11 protein-coding genes are annotated in these 18398 nt (G+C 54.2%); 7 read left to right on the plus strand and 4 right to left on the minus strand.

Going from position 1 to position 18398, the window contains the following annotated elements; all coding sequences use genetic code 11:
• The first annotated feature begins 6 nt into the window (after positions 1 to 6).
• From mukF to ACXIZX_RS06215, 6 genes are all read left to right on the plus strand, one after another.
• Entirely contained in the window at positions 7 to 1329 is a 1323-nt protein-coding gene (gene mukF / locus ACXIZX_RS06190; RefSeq protein WP_007887410.1) for a chromosome partition protein MukF, read from the plus strand.
• Complete coding sequence (gene mukE, locus ACXIZX_RS06195; RefSeq protein ID WP_097094359.1) at positions 1310 to 2044, plus strand: chromosome partition protein MukE; 735 nt, start codon at positions 1310 to 1312, stop codon at positions 2042 to 2044. The genes mukF and mukE overlap by 20 nt, the downstream gene beginning before the upstream one ends.
• The gene (gene mukB, locus ACXIZX_RS06200) at positions 2041 to 6507 is read left to right on the plus strand and encodes a chromosome partition protein MukB (RefSeq protein ID WP_479403788.1); all 4467 of its coding nucleotides are present in this window, start codon (positions 2041 to 2043) and stop codon (positions 6505 to 6507) included. The genes mukE and mukB overlap by 4 nt, the downstream gene beginning before the upstream one ends.
• A 156-nt stretch (positions 6508 to 6663) precedes the next feature.
• Complete coding sequence (gene ldtD, locus ACXIZX_RS06205; RefSeq protein ID WP_479403789.1) at positions 6664 to 8493, plus strand: L,D-transpeptidase; 1830 nt, start codon at positions 6664 to 6666, stop codon at positions 8491 to 8493.
• A gap of 187 nt (positions 8494 to 8680) precedes the next feature.
• Entirely contained in the window at positions 8681 to 9232 is a 552-nt protein-coding gene (mepK, locus tag ACXIZX_RS06210) for a peptidoglycan L,D-endopeptidase MepK (RefSeq protein ID WP_008102370.1), read from the plus strand.
• A 36-nt stretch (positions 9233 to 9268) separates the two neighbouring features.
• Positions 9269 to 9901: an MBL fold metallo-hydrolase gene (locus ACXIZX_RS06215; RefSeq protein WP_179451360.1), complete on the plus strand. Its 633-nt coding sequence runs from the start codon at positions 9269 to 9271 to the stop codon at positions 9899 to 9901.
• Positions 9902 to 9945: 44 nt separating this feature from the next.
• Here the strand turns inward: ACXIZX_RS06215 and ACXIZX_RS06220 are convergent, their stop codons facing one another.
• The 4 genes from ACXIZX_RS06220 to pncB form a co-directional block, all read right to left on the minus strand.
• Complete coding sequence (locus ACXIZX_RS06220) at positions 9946 to 11136, minus strand: amino acid aminotransferase (protein ID WP_479403790.1); 1191 nt, start codon at positions 11134 to 11136, stop codon at positions 9946 to 9948.
• Between the two features lie 199 nt (positions 11137 to 11335).
• A complete protein-coding gene (gene ompF, locus ACXIZX_RS06225) occupies positions 11336 to 12445 on the minus strand; it encodes a porin OmpF (RefSeq protein ID WP_008102365.1) in 1110 nt (369 codons plus the stop codon).
• A gap of 299 nt (positions 12446 to 12744) precedes the next feature.
• Entirely contained in the window at positions 12745 to 14145 is a 1401-nt protein-coding gene (gene asnS, locus ACXIZX_RS06230; protein WP_008102363.1) for an asparagine--tRNA ligase, read from the minus strand.
• A gap of 152 nt (positions 14146 to 14297) precedes the next feature.
• The gene (gene pncB, locus ACXIZX_RS06235; protein ID WP_312180888.1) at positions 14298 to 15503 is read right to left on the minus strand and encodes a nicotinate phosphoribosyltransferase; all 1206 of its coding nucleotides are present in this window, start codon (positions 15501 to 15503) and stop codon (positions 14298 to 14300) included.
• 253 nt (positions 15504 to 15756) lie between these two features.
• Here pncB and pepN point away from each other — a divergent pair, with 253 nt between their 5' ends.
• Positions 15757 to 18372 (plus strand): aminopeptidase N, encoded by a 2616-nt coding sequence (gene pepN / locus ACXIZX_RS06240; RefSeq protein WP_479403791.1) that lies wholly within the window; start codon positions 15757 to 15759, stop codon positions 18370 to 18372.
• The last annotated feature ends 26 nt before the right edge of the window (positions 18373 to 18398 follow it).

An 18398-nucleotide genomic window follows, 5' to 3' on the forward strand; every position in this document is an offset into this window, starting at 1 on the left:
TCAACTATGAGCGAATTTTCCCAGACGGTCCCCGAATTGGTGGCATGGGCGCGCAAGAACGATTTTTCGCTTGCGCTGCCGGTAGAACGTCTGGCCTTTTTGCTGGCCATCGCCACCTTAAACGGTGAGCGCATGGACGGCGAGATGAGTGAAGGCGAGCTGATTGACGCGTTTCGACACGTTAGCAAAGCATTCGAACAAACCCACGAAACCGTGCAGGTCCGTGCCAACAACGCCATCAATGACATGGTGCGTCAGCGCTTGCTTAACCGCTTTACCAGCGAGCTAACGGAAGGCCACGCCATCTATCGTCTGACGCCGCTCGCCATCGGCATTACCGACTATTACATCCGTCAGCGCGAGTTCTCCACGCTGCGCCTGTCGATGCAGTTGTCGATTGTGGCACAAGAGTTAAAACGTGCCGCAGATGCCGCTGAAGAAGACGGTGACGAATTCCACTGGCATCGCAACGTGTTTGCGCCGCTGAAATATTCGGTGGCGGAAATCTTCGACAGCATCGATATGACGCAACGTCTGATGGATGAGCAGCAGCAAGCGGTGAAAACCGATATTGCCGATCTGCTCAACAAAGACTGGCGCGCGGCGATCTCCAGCTGTGAAATGCTACTGTCGGAAACCTCCGGTACGCTACGTGAACTGCAGGATACGCTGGAAGCGGCGGGCGATAAGCTGCAGGCCAATTTGCTGCGTATTCAGGATGCAACGCTGAGCAGCCCGGATCTGGGCTTTGTCGATAAGCTGGTGTTTGACCTGCAAAACAAGCTCGATCGCATTATCAGCTGGGGCCAGCAGGCTATCGATCTGTGGATCGGTTACGACCGCCACGTACACAAATTTATTCGTACCGCCATCGACATGGATAAGAACCGCGTGTTTGCGCAGCGTTTACGCCTGTCGGTGCAAAACTATTTCGATCAGCCGTGGGCGCTGACCTACGCCAATGCCGATCGTCTTTACGATATGCGCGATGAAGAGATGACGCTGCGTAATGACGAGGTAATGGGCGAGCTGCCGCCGGAAATGGAATACGAAGAGTTTAATGAGATTCGCGAGCAACTGGCCGCGATGATCGAAGAGGCGCTGCAAATTTATAAGCAGGAGCAGAAGCCGCTCCATCTTGCCACGGTGATGCGCGACTATCTGTCGCAGTATCCGCGCGCGCGCCACTTTGATCTGGCGCGTATCGTCATCGATCAAGCGGTGCGACTCGGCGTGGCCGAAGCTGATTTAGCCGGTCTGCCTGCGCAATGGCAGGCCATTAATGATTACGGAGCCAAGGTGCAGGCACATGTCATCGACAAATATTGAACAAGTGATGCCAGTCAAACTGGCATTGGCTCTGGCAAACCCGATTTTCCCGGCGCTCGATAGCCAGTTACGCGCGGGTCGCCACATTGGCATTGAAGAGCTAGATAATCACGCCTTCCTGATGGATTACCAGGAATATCTCGAAGAGTTTTACGCGCGCTACAACGTTGAGCTGATCCGCGCGCCGGAAGGCTTCTTCTATCTGCGTCCGCGTTCAACCACCTTGATTCCGCGCTCGGTGCTGTCCGAGCTGGACATGATGGTGGGCAAAATTCTTTGCTATCTCTACCTCAGCCCGGAACGTCTGGCAAATGAGGGGATTTTTACCCAGCAAGAGCTGTATGACGAACTGCTGTCGCTGGCCGATGAGAGCAAACTGCTTAAGCTGGTAAACCAGCGATCCACCGGTTCCGATCTTGACCGCGCCAAGCTGCAGGAAAAAATGCGTGCGTCGCTGAGCCGCCTGCGCCGTCTTGGCATGGTGTGGTTTATGGGCAACGACAGCAGCAAATTCCGCATCACCGAATCGGTGTTCCGCTTTGGCGCCGACGTGCGCAGTGGTGACGATGCGCGTGAAGCGCAGCTGCGCCTGATTCGTGACGGTGAAGCGATGACGCTGGAAAGCGCGCCGGCTGCGGCAGAAAACGATGAAGCAGATAACGATATTGACGCTGAAAGCGACGCGAGTGATAACGCGGAGGATGAACAAGCATGATTGAACGCGGTAAATTTCGTTCGCTAACGCTGATCAATTGGAACGGCTTCTTTGCCCGTACTTTTGATCTTGATGAACTGGTCACCACGCTTTCGGGCGGTAACGGTGCGGGTAAATCCACCACCATGGCCGCCTTCGTTACGGCGATGATCCCTGACTTAACCTTGCTGCACTTCCGTAACACCACTGAAGCCGGTGCAACATCGGGTTCACGCGATAAAGGTCTGCACGGCAAGCTGCGCGCTGGCGTCTGCTATTCGGTGCTGGATGTGGTCAACTCACGCCATCAGCGCGTGATTGTTGGCGTACGTCTGCAGCAGGTGGCGGGACGCGATAAAAAGGTAGATATCAAGCCATTCAGTATTCACGGCTTGCCGAGCGATTCACAGGCCACCGATATGCTGACCGAAATCCTCAACAACCGTCAGGCGCGCGTGTTGCCGCTGACGGAAGTAAAGGAGCGCGTGGAAGCACAGGAAGGCGTGCAGTTCAAACAGTACAACTCGGTCACCGATTATCACGCGGTGCTGTTCGAGCTCGGCGTGGTGCCGCGTCGTCTGCGTAACGCCAGCGATCGCAGCAAGTTCTATCGTCTGATCGAAGCCTCGCTGTACGGCGGTATCTCCAGCGCCATCACCCGCTCGCTGCGCGATTACCTGCTGCCAGAAAACGGCGGCGTGCGTAAAGCTTTCCAGGATATGGAAGCCGCGCTGCGGGAAAACCGCATGACGCTGGAAGCGATTCGCGTCACCCAATCGGATCGCGACCTGTTTAAGCATCTGATTTCGGAAGCTACCAGCTATGTTTCCGCCGACTACATGCGCCACGCCAACGAGCGCCGCATTCACCTCGATGGCGCGCTGCAGCTGCGTAACGAGTTGTTTACCAGCCGCAATCAGCTGATTTCCGAGCAGTATCGCCACATTGAAATGGCGCGCGAGTTGTCCGAGCACAACGGCGCCGAGAGCGATCTGGAAAGCGATTATCAGGGCGCCAGCGACCACCTGAATCTGGTGCAAACCGCCATGCGCCAGCAGGAGAAAATCGAGCGTTACGATGCCGATCTGGAAGAGCTGACTTATCGCCTTGAAGAGCAAAATGAAGTTGTAGCCGAAGCGCGTGAAGTGCAGGAAGAGAATGAAGCGCGCGCCGAAGCGGCTGAAGTGGAAGTGGATGAGCTGAAAAGCCAGCTTGCCGACTTCCAGCAGGCGCTCGACGTGCAGCAGACGCGTGCCATTCAGTATCAGCAAGCCTTGCAGGCGCTGGAGAAAGCACGCACGCAGTGTCAACTGCCCGATTTATCTATCGATAACGCCGCTGAATGGCAGGAAACCTTCCAGGCGCGTGAAGAGGAAGCCACCGAGCGCCTGCTGCGTCTCGAACAGAAGCTGAGCGTCGCCGAAGCGGCGCATAGCCAGTTTGAGCAAGCGCTAGCATTAGTCACCAGCATCGCCGGTGACGTTGATCGTCAGGATGCGTGGCAAGTGGGGCGCGAATTACTGCGTGACGCCGGCAATCAGCGCCATCATGCCGAACAACTCTCCTCGCTGCGTCTGCGCCTCAATGAATTAGAAACCCGTCTGCGTGAGCAGCATGATGCCGAGCGTCTGCTGGCGGATTTCTGCAAACGTCAGGGCCAGCAATACGATGCGGATGCGCTGGACGGCTTGCAGCGTGAACTCGAAGCGCAGATTGAGCAGCTGAATAGCAGCGTTGCCGATGCCGGCGAACGCCGCATGTTGATGCGTCAGGAGCTGGAGCAGCTGCGTGAACGCATCACCGCGTTGACTGCGCGTGCGCCACACTGGCTGGCGGCGCAGGAAATTCTGACGCAGCTGAGCGAGCAAACCGGTCAGGAGCTGACCAGCAGCCAGCAGATCACTGAATTTATGCAGCAACTGCTGGAGCGCGAGCGTGAAACCACGGTTGAACGCGACGAGCTGGCCGCGCGTAAGCGTGAAGTTGAACAGCAGATTGAACGGCTGAGCCAGCCGGGCGGCGCGGAAGATGCGCGCCTGACGCAGCTGGCAGAACGTTTTGGCGGCGTACTGCTGTCGGAAATTTATGATGACGTTACGCTGGATGACGCGCCGTACTTCTCGGCGTTATACGGCCCATCGCGCCACGCCATCGTGGTGCCGGATCTGTCGCTGGTGCGCGATCTGCTCGACGGTTTAGACGAGTGCCCGGAAGATCTCTATTTGATTGAAGGCGATCCGCAAGCCTTTGACGACAGCGTATTTAGCGTCGAAGAGCTGGATAAAGCAGTGGTAGTGAAAGTGGCTGAACGTCAGTGGCGCTACTCCCGCTTCCCGAAAGTGCCGCTGTTTGGTCGCGCGGCGCGTGAAAACCAGCTTGAGTTGCTGAACAACGAACGTGAACAGCTGGCTGAGCGTTATGCCACGCTGTCGTTTGATGTGCAGAAAACCCAGCGTCTACATCAATCCTTCAGCCGCTTCATCGGCAGCCATTTAGCAGTGGCGTTTGATGAAGATCCGGAAGCGCAGATTCGTCAGCTTAACAGCCGCCGTGGCGAGCTGGAGCGGGCGCTGGCGCAGCATGAAAATGACAATCAGCAGCAGCGTGCGCAGTTTGAGCAGGCAAAAGAGGGCGTCAGCCAGCTTAACCGCCTGTTGCCGCGCGTTAATCTGCTGCTCGACGACACGCTTGGCGATCGCTGTGAAGAGATCCGCGAGCGCGTCGAAGAAGCGCAGGAAGCCGCGCGCTTCCTGCATCAGCACGGCAACAAACTCAGCAAGCTGGAGCCGCTGATTTCTGTACTGCAAAGCGATCCGCAGCAGCACGATCAGCTGCAACGTGACTATCAGCAGGCACAGCAGCAGCAGCGCGATGCGCGTCAACAGGCCTTTGCCCTGACCGAAGTGGTGCAGCGTCGTGCGCACTTCAGCTATGAAAGTTCGGCGGGCATGTTGGGCGGTAACAGCGATCTCAATGAACAGTTGCGTCAGCGTCTGGAACAGGCGGAAGGTGAGCGCAGCCGCGCACGTGAACGTCTGCGTGGACATCAGGCGCAGTTGACGCAGTATTCACAGGTGCTGGCTTCGCTGAAAAGTTCTTACGATGCCAAACGCGACATGCTGAAAGAGTTGCAGCAAGAGATGCAGGATATCGGTGTGCATGCCGATGCCAGCGCAGAAGAGCGTGCGCGCATTCGTCGTGATGAGCTGTACAGCGCGTTGAGCCACAACCGTGCGCGTCGCAACCAGCTGGAAAAACAGATCACCTTCTGTGAAGCCGAAATGGACAGCCTGCAGAAGAAACTGCGCAAGCTGGAACGCGATTATCATCAGATTCGTGAGCAGGTTGTCAGCGCGAAAGCCGGCTGGTGCACGGTGTTGCGTCTGGTTAAAGAGAACGGCGTTGAGCGTCGTCTGCATCGTCGCGAGCTGGCCTATCTCAGCGGCGATGAGCTGCGTTCGATGTCGGATAAGGCGCTGGGTGCGCTGCGTCTGGCGGTAGCGGATAACGAGCATCTGCGCGATGTGCTGCGCATGTCGGAAGATCCGAAACGTCCGGAACGTAAGATTCAGTTCTTTATCGCGGTCTATCAGCATCTGCGCGAACGTATTCGTCAGGACATCATTCGTACCGACGATCCAGTTGAAGCCATCGAGCAGATGGAAATCGAGCTGAATCGTCTGACCGAAGAGCTGACGGCGCGTGAACAGACGCTGGCAATCAGCTCACGCAGCGCGGCGAACATCATTCGCAAAACCATTCAGCGCGAGCAGAACCGTATCCGCCAGCTGAACCAGGGCTTGCAAGCTGTGAGCTTTGGTCAGGTGCGCAGCGTGCGCCTCAACGTTAACGTGCGTGAAGCGCACTCAACGCTGCTGGATACGCTGTCGGAAGAGCATGAACAGCATCAGGATCTGTTTACCAGCAACCGCTTAACCTTCTCGGAAGCGCTGGCGAAACTCTATCAACGCCTAAATCCGCAGATCGATATGGGCCAGCGTACGCCGCAAACCATTGGTGAAGAGCTGCTCGACTACCGCAACTATCTTGAGATGGAAGTGGAAGTGAATCGTGGCTCTGATGGCTGGTTACGTGCAGAAAGTGGTGCGCTCTCGACCGGTGAAGCGATCGGTACCGGGATGTCGATTCTGGTGATGGTTGTGCAGAGCTGGGAAGAGGAATCACGTCGTCTGCGCGGCAAAGATATCTCGCCGTGTCGTCTGCTGTTCCTCGATGAAGCGGCACGTCTGGATGCCCGTTCAATCGCCACGCTGTTTGAGCTGTGCGAACGTCTGGAGATGCAGCTGATCATCGCGGCACCAGAGAATATAAGCCCAGAAAAAGGCACCACTTACAAACTGGTGCGTAAAATGTTCAATAACACCGAACACGTGCATGTGGTCGGTCTGCGCGGCTTCTCGGCGGATCCTGCACCGAGCAAGGATCAAAGTCCTAAGGTCGGTCTTGAATTTGAGAATTCATAGCGCTTAATCTGGTTAAAAAACAGCACTACGTTTAATCTGTATGCGGCATCTGCACTTAGAGGCAGATGCCGTTTTTTATTCGTATACTCAACATTAAGAGTATGGCTGTACATGGCGATCACAGGGCGCTATGTCATTGGTGAGAAGGGGGCAGGGATGTTGCTAAACAATAAGCGCAAAATGAGCCGTGCTGCAGTAGCACTCGGTTTGTCACTGGTATTATCGCCGCTGGCTGTCAGCCATGCGGCCATCACCTCTACGCTACCCAACTCGACGCATCACAGTTCGATGTCGGTTGCTGCCAGTCAGCAGCAGATTCAGCAGGCGTTTAGCGCCACTGAACAACCCTTCTACTTGCCAGGCTTGGCCGGTATTTATGCGTCGCGTGACATGGCACCGCTGTGGCAGGACCCGCAAGCGGTGCAGGCCTTCCAGCAGCAGCTTGCGGAAGTGGCGCTCTCTGGCGTGCAGCCGCAGTTCACTCGCTGGGTGGAGCGGCTGACCAATCCGAACATTAAAGGCATGGCGCGCGATATCGTGCTCAGTGATGCAATGCTTGGCTATCTGCAATTTGTTGCCAATGTGCCGACGCAGGGTGAAAACTGGCTTTACAGCAACGTGCCGTACAAGCTGACCATGCCATCGCTGGCAGCCATCAATCAGTGGCAGAATGCGGTGAATGGCGGTGGCAGCCGTACTTTCGTGGTGTCACTGCAGCCGCAGCATCCGCAATATCTACCGATGCACAATGCATTGAAAACGCTGCTAAATGATCATCATCCGTGGCCACAGCTGCGTGATACCGCTACGCTGCGCCCAGGACAAATCAGCAATGATGTGCCTGCACTGCGTGAGATTCTGCAACGCACCGGTATGTTGACCGCCAGCCACAGCACTACACCAACGCCGGCGGAAGATGCGGTACCCACGGCGCCGGTTCCGGTGAGTCAGAGCAATCAGCCGGTGGCGGTGAGCCCGTCAGCGGCGAACTTTGATGATATTGATGCGGCTCCGGCACTCGCTGCTGCGCCTGAAGTCGCTAATAATGTGGCTGCCAATCCAGCGGCAACCGGACCCAACGTCTATGACGCTGCGCTGGTGGAAGGTGTGAAACGCTTCCAGCACTGGCAAGGCTTAGCCGATGATGGCGCAATTGGTCCGCGTACCCGTGAATGGCTGAATGTGCCGCCGCAGATGCGCGCCTCGCTGCTGGCGCTCAATATTCAGCGTCTGCGCCTGCTGCCAGATGATATGCATAACGGCATCATGGTAAACATTCCCAACTATTCGCTGACCTACTACAACAATGGTGCCACCATTTTGTCATCACGCGTGATTGTGGGCCGTCCCGATCGCAAAACGCCGCTGATGCACAGCGCGCTGAATAATGTGGTGCTGAATCCACCTTGGAATGTACCAACCACGCTGGTGCGCCAGGATATTGTGCCGAAGGTGAAGCAGGATCCGTCATATCTTTATAAGCACGGTTATACGCTGCTGTCGGGCTGGAGTGCGGATGCAGAAGTGATCGATCCTTCAATGATTGACTGGCATATGGTGTCGGCGGCGAGCTTCCCATATCGCATTCGTCAGGCGCCAGGCGCGACTAATTCGCTGGGTCGCTACAAATTCAATATGCCAAGTTCAGATGCTATCTATCTGCACGATACGCCAAACCATAATCTGTTCCAGCGCGATATTCGTGCGCTCAGTTCCGGTTGTGTGCGCGTCAATAAAGCCTCGGAATTGGCCGATCTGCTACTGCAGGATGTGGGCTGGAATGACGGCCGTATTTCGGACACCTTGAAAGAGGGGAATACCCGTTATGTGCCGATTCGCCATCGTATCCCAGTGAACCTTTACTACCTCACCGCTTGGGTTGCAGATGATGGACTCCCGCAATATCGTACAGATATTTACAATTATGATAACCCTGCGCGTTCCGGCAGTCAGGTGCTGTATAAAGCTGGCCAATTGTTACTCTAGTACTTGATTTGGCTGTCTTCTCTTCACATGAATTTAACCAAGACCAGTCTCGAAAATTTGATTTTGAGCTGGTTTTGGTCTTCTGCAACATATTCTGGGTTGACTGAGTCTTAGGCGGACGTTAATGTTCGGCCTTGTGTATTTTTCGCACATATTTTATCCGCTTTAGACTAGGTAACCTCGCTTCATGGCTAATATTGATTCTCAACGTCGTCGATTACTCTTGATTGGAGGCGCAGCTGCAGGATTATCACTGCTTCCTGGCTCCGCTCTGGCTTCGCTTTCCACCGCCCGCCCTCGAGTATTGACACTTAGTAACCTTCACACCGGCGAAACCCTCAAAACGGAGTTTTTTAACGGTAAGCGTTATGACAAGGATGAGTTAGCCCGCTTAAATCACTTCTTCCGTGATTACCGCGCCAATCAGGTGAAGAACATCGATCCCCATCTTTTTGATCAGCTTTACCGCCTGCAAACGTTGCTCGATACGCGCAAGCCGGTGCAGTTGATCTCGGGTTACCGCACGTTAGCGACTAACACCATGCTGCGTGAATCGGGTCCGGGCGTGGCGAAAAAAAGCTATCACACCAAAGGACAGGCGATGGATTTCCACATTGAGGGAATTTCGTTGAGCAATGTTCGCAAAGCGGCGTTATCTATGCGCGCCGGTGGTGTAGGATATTACCCGCGCAGCAACTTCGTACACATAGATACCGGGCCTGCAAGGCACTGGTCCTGATACCGGCAGCGCTGCGTGTGTCGGTCATGGAGCGCTATGAATTACCAAATTATTCCGGTTACGGCTTTTTCCCAAAACTGTTCAGTTATTTGGGATGACGAAACCCAACAAGCCGCATTGGTCGATCCCGGCGGCGATGCAGAAACCATTAAAGCCGTGCTGGCAGAACGTGGTTTAACGCCGTCGCAAATCCTGCTCACGCATGGACATCTTGATCACGTGGGTGCCGCTGCGGAACTTGCGGCACATTATCAGGTGCCGATTGTCGGTCCGCATCCGCTTGATGCTTTCTGGTTAGACAATCTGCCTACACAGAGCCGCATGTTTGGATTACCCGAATGCGCGCCGCTGACGCCCGATCGCTGGCTGGAAGAGGGCGAAACAGTGCAGGTCGGTAATGTTGTGCTGGAAGTGCTGCTTTGTCCGGGCCATACGCCGGGACACATCGTATTCTTTGATCGTGCAGGACGTCTGCTGATTTCAGGTGATGTGATTTTTAACGGTGGCGTGGGACGCACCGATTTCCCACAGGGTAGCCACAGTGACCTAATCGATGCGATTAAAACCAAGCTGCTGCCGCTGGGCGATGATGTGACTTTCGTGCCGGGTCACGGGCCTATCTCGACGCTAGGTCGTGAGCGCCTCAGCAATCCGTTCCTGCAAGAATAAAAAATGGGCCACTTCGGCCCATTTATCGTTATTTGCCGCCTGTTTTATAAAACCGCGACAATCGCTTCACACAGCGCCGACATGTTGTCAGGCGTCATGCCTGCCACGTTAACGCGACCAGAATTTACAGCATACACACCAAACTCTTCACGCAGACGTACCACCTGATCTTTGGTCAGGCCGCTAAACGAAAACATGCCGTTCTGCTTGATGATGAAGCTAAAGTCCTGATTAGCACCTTTCTCTGCCAACGTGTTCACAAACAGCTGACGCATGCGCTGGATACGCTGACGCATATCGGTCAGCTCCTGAATCCAGATGGTACGCAGCGCATCGTTGCTGAGGATGGTGGCGACTACTGCCGCGCCGTGTGACGGCGGGTTTGAGTAGTTGGCGCGAATCGTATATTTCACCTGGCTAAACGCGGTTTTCGCCACGTCGCTGCTGGCAGCAACCAGCGTCAATGCACCGACACGCTCGTTATACAAACCGAAGTTCTTCGAGTAAGAACTGGCAACGATCAGTTCCTGATGTGAAGCGGCAAAAATACGCAGCCCTTCCGCATCTTCATCCAGACCGCGAGCAAAGCCCTGATAGGCGAAATCAAACAGCGGCAACCAGCCTTTCTCTTGCGACAGCTGCGCTAACTGTTGCCATTGCTCTGCAGAAGGATCAACACCGGTTGGGTTGTGGCAGCAGCCGTGGAACAGCACTACATCGCCCGCTTTGGCTTCCTGCAGTGATGCCACCATCGCGTCGAAATCCAGGCTGTGGCTCGCTGCATCGTAATAATCGTAATCACACACTTCAAGGCCAGCAGCGTTGAACACATTGTTATGATTCGGCCAGCTTGGGTTGCTCACCCAAACGCGCTTCACGCTGGTCTGGTTTGCCAGAAAATCTGCCGCTACGCGCAGGGCGCCGGTGCCGCCTGGCGTTTGTGCGGTGCAGGCGCGACCTGAAGAAATCAGAGCGCTCTCTTTGCCGAACAGTAACTCCTGCGTGCAACGCGCGAAATCCGCCAGACCATCAATGCTCAGGTAGTTCTTGGTGGTTTCATTTTCCAGCAAATACTGCTCAGCTTTTTTAACACTGGTGAGCACCGGCGTTTTACCGGTTTCATCTTTATAAACACCAATGCCAAGATTGATTTTATTCGTGCGGTCATCGGCACGAAAAAGGTCAGCCAGTCCCAGAATAGGATCGGCGGGTGCGGCAGAGATCGATTCAAACATGAGTCAGTTCCGTTTGGGTGAACTTTAGCGAAATGAGCTATCAGGTTAACGTCAGTCGGCACGCTTGCCAACCGCTGATATAAAAAAGAAATATGTCGGCAGGATAAAGTAGAAAAGCTAATTGCGAAGCCGATCACTGAAATGCAAAACGGAGCCCGAAGGCCCCGTTTTTAGGTATTACGCAAATCTAATCGGGTGATTAGAACTGGTAAACCAGACCCAGTGCAACTACGTCGTCGGTAGCAATACCAAGCGGGTTGTCATCGTTCAGCTGGTTGATTTTGTAATCAACGTAGGTAGCCATGTTTTTGTTGAAGTAGTAAGTTGCGCCAACTTCAATGTATTTAACCAGGTCAGCATCGCCAACGCCTTCGATGTCTTTGCCTTTAGACTGAACATAGGCGATGGACGGACGCAGACCGAAGTCGAACTGGTACTGTGCAACAACTTCGAAGTTCTGAGCTTTGTTAGCGAACGCAGACAAGTCACCAGAGCTGATTGGAGTCGAGTTACGAGTTTCGCCGTACATTGCTGCCAGGTATACGTTGTTAGCGTCATACTTCAGAGCAGTTGCCCAGTTTTCAGCACGTTTACCAGCGCCAACACCAGTCGCTACGTTGGTTGAAGTATCAGTATCACGCACAGTACCAGCTGACTGCGCATTAGTACGGTCGCTGCTGCTATAAGCTGCAGCTACACCAACACCGATTGGTGAAGTGTAAGAGGTTGACAGGCCATAGCCGTCACCGTTTGCACGGCGGATATCAGAGCGATCGTTTTTGCCTTGGTACTGTGCTGCGAAGTTCCAACCGTCAACCAGACCGAAGAAGTTGGTGTTACGGTAGGTCAGCAGACCGGTGCTACGACCGTTCATGAAGTTGTCTGAGTAACCTGAGTCGCCACCGAATTCTGGCAGAACGTCAGTCCAGCCAATTGCGTCATATACAACGCCATAGTTACGACCGTAGTCGATTGAACCCGCATCGCCAAATTTCAGACCTGCGAAGCCCAGACGGGTTTTGTTGCCGTCTTGTGCATCAGAACCTTCAGAGTTGTTAGCCTGAATGTTGTATTCCCACTGGCCGTAACCGGTCAGTTGGTCATTAATCTGGGTTTCACCCTTGAAGCCGAAGCGAACATAAGTCTGGTCGCCGTCGCTGCCAGCGTCATCCGAGAAATAGTGCAGACCAACAGCTTTACCGTACAGGTCCAGCTTGTTGCCGTCTTTATTATAGATTTCTGCTGCGTTTGCTGCGCCGGCAGCTAACAGAGCAGGGATAACCACTGCAAGAATGTTGCGCTTCATCATTTTTTATTACCCTCATTGGAGTTATTTGGACATCTGCCACTGCTGCCAAGAAATCTTTACAGAACCTTGAAAGAAGTTTGATGTCTCCTGTGTCTGCACGCATCTTTCCATCACAGGGTTGCTAATTCTAGCCCGAAAATGATTCAAATCTCTCGATTAAGTATCAAAAGGAAAATATGTATTACAAAATGTAAAATATTGGGAACTTTGTGAGAGAACTCTAAATTTACAAAAATAAAAAAAGGCCGGCTAGGCCGACCTCTTTATATATATGAATTACTTATAATTAATCGTTAAATTTAGAAATTCGCGTTGCGTGGTGTACGTGGGAAGGGGATAACATCCCTTACATTTTGTACGCCGGTGACATAGGCGATTAATCGTTCGAAACCTAATCCAAAGCCTGCATGTGGCACGGTGCCGTAACGACGCAGGTCACGATACCACCAATAATCTTCCTTATTCAGGCCCATTTCCGCCAGACGCGCATCCAGCACATCCAGACGTTCTTCACGCTGTGAACCACCGATGATTTCGCCGATGCCCGGCGCAAGAACATCCATCGCTGCCACGGTTTTACCATCTTCGTTCATACGCATATAGAAAGCTTTGATGTCTTTCGGATAGTTTTTCACTACCACTGGCGCTTTGAAATGCTGCTCTGCGAGGTAACGCTCGTGTTCGGATGACAGATCCACGCCCCATGAAACCGGGTTTTCGAAGGTCTGACCGCTTTTCAGCAGAATTTCAACCGCATCGGTGTAATCCACCTGAGCAAAGTCGGTAGTCACGAAACGCTCGAGACGCGCAATGGCATCTTTATCCACGCGCTCAGCAAAGAAGGCCATGTCATCAGCCCGCTCGTTGAGAACGGCCTGGAACACGTATTTCAGCATAGATTCAGCCAGAGCTGCGGCATCATCCAGCGTTGCGAAAGCAATTTCCGGCTCGAGCATCCAGAATTCCGCCAGATGGCGGCTGGTGTTGGAGTTTTCGGCACGGAACGTTGGACCAAAGGTATACACCTTCGACAGCGCACAGGCGTAAGTTTCGGCGTTGAGCTGGCCGGATACGGTCAGGAACGCTTCTTTACCGAAGAAGTCTTTATCGAAATCGATTTTGCCCTGCGGATCGCGCGGCAGGTTTTCCAGGTCCAGCGTTGAAACGCGGAACATCTCGCCGGCACCTTCGGTATCCGAAGCGGTGATCAGCGGAGTCGAAACCCAGAAATAGCCGTTTTCGTGGAAGAAGCGATGCAACGCCTGCGCCAGCGTATGACGCACGCGCGCCACGGCGCCGACCAGGTTGGTACGCGGACGCAGATGCGCCACTTCACGCAGGTATTCGATGCTGTGACGTTTCGCCGCCATCGGATAGGTGTCCGGATCGTCAACCCAACCGGTAACTTCAACCTTGGTTGCCTGCATCTCGAAGGCCTGGCCTTCGCCTGGCGATTCGACCACTTTGCCGGTAATGATCACCGAGCAACCGGTAGTCAGACGCAACACTTCATCCTGATAATTATTCAGAGAATTATTGACGACGGCCTGAACGGGATTAAAGCAGGAACCGTCGTAAACGGCGATAAAGGAAAGACCAGCTTTGGAATCTCTTCGGGTACGCACCCAACCACGTACGGTGACTTCACTGTCAACCGCGACACGGCCGTGCAGTACATCCGCTACAGGCACAACGCTCATAAAGTTCTCTCTATATATAAAAGAAGGTGGATAAAAGCCCTTTTTCAGGGTTTTGCTATGTTACTTGCGAGCCGACAGGAAACAAGCAAAATTGCCGGGTTAATCGGAGATTTGTTGCGTGAAAGCAGGGTGCAAGCACCCTGCAATAAGAATCAGCTGGCTCTTTTGACCAGCGGCAAATCGAAGGCTTTGCGCAAGGCGCGCACGAAGGCTTTATCCTGGCAAATGGTTTTGCCGGGACTGTCGGAGAGTTTTGCCACCGGTTTGCCATTGCAGCTCACCAGTTTGATCACGATATTCAGCGGCGTAACGCCCGGAATATCGCAGGACAAGCGCGTTCCGATACCGAACACCACGTTGGCACGTTGGCCAAAGTGACGATAGAGCGCCAGCGCTTTATCCAGATTGAGATTATCTGAGAACACCAGCGTTTTGCTTTTCGGATCGATATCCAGACGCTGATAGTGCGCAATGGCTTTTTCACCCCATTCCACCGGGTCGCCAGAGTCATGGCGCAGGCCTTGATAACGATGAGCAAAACCAGGACCAAAGTCGCGCAGGAAGGCATCCATGGTGATGCAGTCGGTCAGGGCGATGCCTAGCTGGTCGTCATACTCATCTAGCCAGGATTGCAGCGCCGCACGTTGGCTGTTCGCCAATACCGGGCTGATTTGCTGGTGCGCCTGGAACCATTCGTGTGCTTGCGTGCCCACCGGATTAAGCTGCAGGCGGCGCGCCAAATCGTAGTTGCTGGTGCCAACCAGCCACGGAAACTCCGCTTTGAGCGTAGCGACAATCGCTTCCTGCACCGCTTTGGAGTAACGGCGACGCGTACCGAAATCCATCAGCTGGAAGCGTGACATATCCAAATCGCCGACTTGCTGACGGAAATCCACCAGCTTGTGCTGCAAGTGCGCAACCGCCTGATCCACACCCATCTGCGGCGTGCGATGGCGATGCACCACCTCACTGATCAACGCCAGCAGCGGCACTTCCCACAAAATCACTTCACGCCACGGCCCGCTGATCTGAATCGTCAGATGGCCGTTGTTATTACGCACGTTGACTTGTGAAGGATCGAGGCGGAACTGGCGCAGCCAGTTAAGGTAATCGCTTTGGAAGAAAGGCAGCCCGCTGAGGTAGTGATACTCATCGTCGCTCAGGGCGAGCGTTTGCAGGGTTTCGATTTGTGCGCGGATCTCGTCCGCATAAATACCGAGCAGTTCGTCGCCACGGCAGCGAAATTCCGCCGTAACCGGGACATCATAATAGCGATGATAGACGGCCTGCTGCATATGAAGCTTGTACGCATCGGTATCAAGCAGCGTGGTCAAAATCGGGGAAGCATGTCCAGTCATGGTGCGTTTCAGCATCCTCTTCCGCGGAGCAGAGCCCGGTGTTCAACAAAGTCATAAAGACGCAGGAGTATAAAACAGTAATGACCGCGATCACACCATAATTGCGGGTGGCAGGTCGAGGGTCATTTGTGCCATTGTTAATGAATTGTAGCCTTTTCAACGAACGCACGCATTGACCGTGGCAACCAAGGCACAACCCGCTTAGACTTTGACGGGTCAACATATTAACGATTTAACGATGCGAGAAGGACTCATGACGCAACAGCCGCAAATTAAATATCGCCACGATTACCGTGCGCCGGATTATACCATTACCGATATCGACCTGACTTTTGATCTGGATGCAGCTTCGACGCGCGTCACGGCGGTCAGTCAGGTGAAGCGTATTGGCGCTGCCGATGCGGAACTGCGTCTGGATGGCGAAGATCTCACGCTGGTATCGCTGGCGGTGGATGGCAATCCGTGGTCGCATTACCGCGAAGAAGAGGGCGCGTTGTTCATCAGCCAGCTACCGGACAACTTCACTCTGACCATCATTAATGACATTCATCCGGATAAAAACACCGCGCTGGAAGGGTTATACCAATCTGGCGAGGCGCTCTGTACCCAATGTGAAGCCGAAGGTTTCCGCCACATTACGTGGTATCTCGATCGCCCAGACGTGCTGGCGCGCTTCACCACCACCATCATTGCCGATGCCGCGCGTTATCCTTATTTACTCTCCAACGGCAACAAGCTGGAGAGTGGTCACCATGAAGATGGCCGCCATTGGGTGAAGTGGCAAGATCCGTTCCCGAAACCGTGCTACCTGTTTGCGCTGGTGGCCGGTGATTTCGATGTATTACGCGATAGCTTTACTACCCGTTCTGGTCGTGATGTGGCGCTGGAGATCTTTGTCGATCGCGGCAACCTCGATCGTGCCGATTGGGCGATGACCTCGCTGAAAGCCAGCATGAAGTGGGATGAAGAGCGCTTTAACCTCGAGTACGACCTCGACATCTTTATGATCGTCGCGGTGGATTTCTTCAATATGGGCGCGATGGAGAACAAAGGCCTCAACGTCTTCAACTCCAAATATGTGCTGGCGAAAGCTGAAACCGCCACCGACAAAGATTACCTCGGTATTGAAGCCGTTATCGGTCACGAATATTTCCACAACTGGACCGGCAACCGCGTGACCTGCCGCGACTGGTTCCAGCTCAGCCTGAAAGAGGGTTTGACGGTGTTCCGTGATCAGGAGTTCAGCTCCGATCTCGGTTCGCGCGCGGTGAACCGTATCGATAACGTACGCGTGATGCGCGGTGCGCAGTTCGCGGAAGACGCCAGCCCAATGGCGCATCCGATCCGTCCGGATCAGGTTATCGAGATGAACAACTTCTACACCTTAACGGTGTATGAGAAAGGTTCAGAAGTGATCCGCATGATGCACACCTTGCTTGGCGAAGAGAACTTCCAGAAAGGCATGCAACTCTATTTCGAACGTCATGATGGCAGCGCGGCGACCTGTGATGATTTCGTGCAGGCGATGGAAGATGCGTCGAATGTCGATCTGTCGCAGTTCCGCCGCTGGTACAGCCAGGCGGGCACGCCGATCCTGACGGTGCGCGATGATTACAATCCAGAGCTGGAACAGTACACGCTGCACGTCACCCAGCGCACGCCGGCCACCGCCGAGCAGAAAGAGAAGCTGCCACTGCACATTCCGCTGGATATCGAACTGTACGATAACGAAGGCAAGGTGATTCCGCTGCAGCATAATGGTCATCCGGTGCATCACGTGCTGAACGTTACCGAAGAGTTCCAGACCTTTATTTTCGATAACGTTTATTTCCAGCCGGTGCCGTCGCTGCTGCGTGAATTCTCTGCGCCAGTGAAGCTCGACTATAAATGGAGCGATGCGCAACTTACCTTCCTGATGCGCCACGCGCGCAACGACTTCGCGCGCTGGGATGCGGCGCAAAGCCTGCTGGCCACCTACATTCGCCTCAACGTGGCGCGCCATCAGCAGGGTCAGCCGCTGTCGCTGCCGCTGCATGTGGCTGATGCATTCCGCGCGGTATTGCTGGATGAGCAGGGCGACCCTGCGTTGAAAGCGCTGATTCTGTCGCTGCCGTCTGAGAATGAAATCGCCGAACTGTTTGATGTTATCGATCCGCTGGCGATCTCGGCAGTGCGCGATGCGCTGGTGCGTACGCTAGCAAAAGAGTTGAGTGATGAATTCTTCGCGCTCTATCTGGCCAACCAAAGCGGCGAATACAAAATTGAGCATGCGGAGATTGGCAAGCGCACGCTGAAAAACGTCTGCCTCGGCTATCTGGCGTTTGCCGATGCGGCACAGGCCGACAAGCTGGTGCAGGCGCAATATCAGCAGGCGAACAACATGACCGACGCATTAGCGGCGCTGGCGGCAGCGGTAGCGGCGAACCTGCCATGCCGCGATTCGCTGCTGGCGGCCTATGATGAGCGCTGGCATCAGGATGGTTTGGTGATGGATAAATGGTTTGTGCTGCAAGCCACCAGCCCAGCGGCGGATGTGCTGAGCAACGTGCGTAAGCTGCTGAATCACCGTTCGTTCACCATGGGCAACCCGAACCGTATCCGTTCACTGATTGGTGCGTTTGCCTCAGGCAATCCAGCGGCATTCCACGCCAAAGATGGCAGCGGTTATCAGTTCCTGGTGGAGATGTTGACCGATCTGAACACGCGCAACCCGCAAGTGGCTGCACGCATGATCGAGCCGCTGATTCGCCTGAAACGTTACGATGCCGATCGTCAGGCACTAATGCGTAAGGCGCTGGAAACGTTGAAAGGGCTGGATAAGCTGTCAGGCGATCTCTACGAGAAGATTACCAAGGCGTTGAACGCGTAAAAGTAACCGTAGGGTCGCCATTTATG

It is taken from the genome of Candidatus Pantoea symbiotica (assembly GCF_056491525.1).

What these genes read in the sequence shown, in the direction of transcription:
- asnS (WP_008102363.1), bottom strand. Translation starts at nt 14,145, where the DNA reads ATGAGCGTTGTGCCTGTAGCGGATGTACTGCACGGCCGTGTCGCGGTT.
- ldtD (WP_479403789.1), top strand. Translation starts at nt 6,664, where the DNA reads ATGTTGCTAAACAATAAGCGCAAAATGAGCCGTGCTGCAGTAGCACTC.
- ACXIZX_RS06220 (WP_479403790.1), bottom strand. Translation starts at nt 11,136, where the DNA reads ATGTTTGAATCGATCTCTGCCGCACCCGCCGATCCTATTCTGGGACTG.
- mukB (WP_479403788.1), top strand. Translation starts at nt 2,041, where the DNA reads ATGATTGAACGCGGTAAATTTCGTTCGCTAACGCTGATCAATTGGAAC.
- mukE (WP_097094359.1), top strand. Translation starts at nt 1,310, where the DNA reads ATGTCATCGACAAATATTGAACAAGTGATGCCAGTCAAACTGGCATTG.
- mukF (WP_007887410.1), top strand. Translation starts at nt 7, where the DNA reads ATGAGCGAATTTTCCCAGACGGTCCCCGAATTGGTGGCATGGGCGCGC.
- ACXIZX_RS06215 (WP_179451360.1), top strand. Translation starts at nt 9,269, where the DNA reads ATGAATTACCAAATTATTCCGGTTACGGCTTTTTCCCAAAACTGTTCA.
- ompF (WP_008102365.1), bottom strand. Translation starts at nt 12,445, where the DNA reads ATGATGAAGCGCAACATTCTTGCAGTGGTTATCCCTGCTCTGTTAGCT.
- pepN (WP_479403791.1), top strand. Translation starts at nt 15,757, where the DNA reads ATGACGCAACAGCCGCAAATTAAATATCGCCACGATTACCGTGCGCCG.
- mepK (WP_008102370.1), top strand. Translation starts at nt 8,681, where the DNA reads ATGGCTAATATTGATTCTCAACGTCGTCGATTACTCTTGATTGGAGGC.
- pncB (WP_312180888.1), bottom strand. Translation starts at nt 15,503, where the DNA reads ATGACTGGACATGCTTCCCCGATTTTGACCACGCTGCTTGATACCGAT.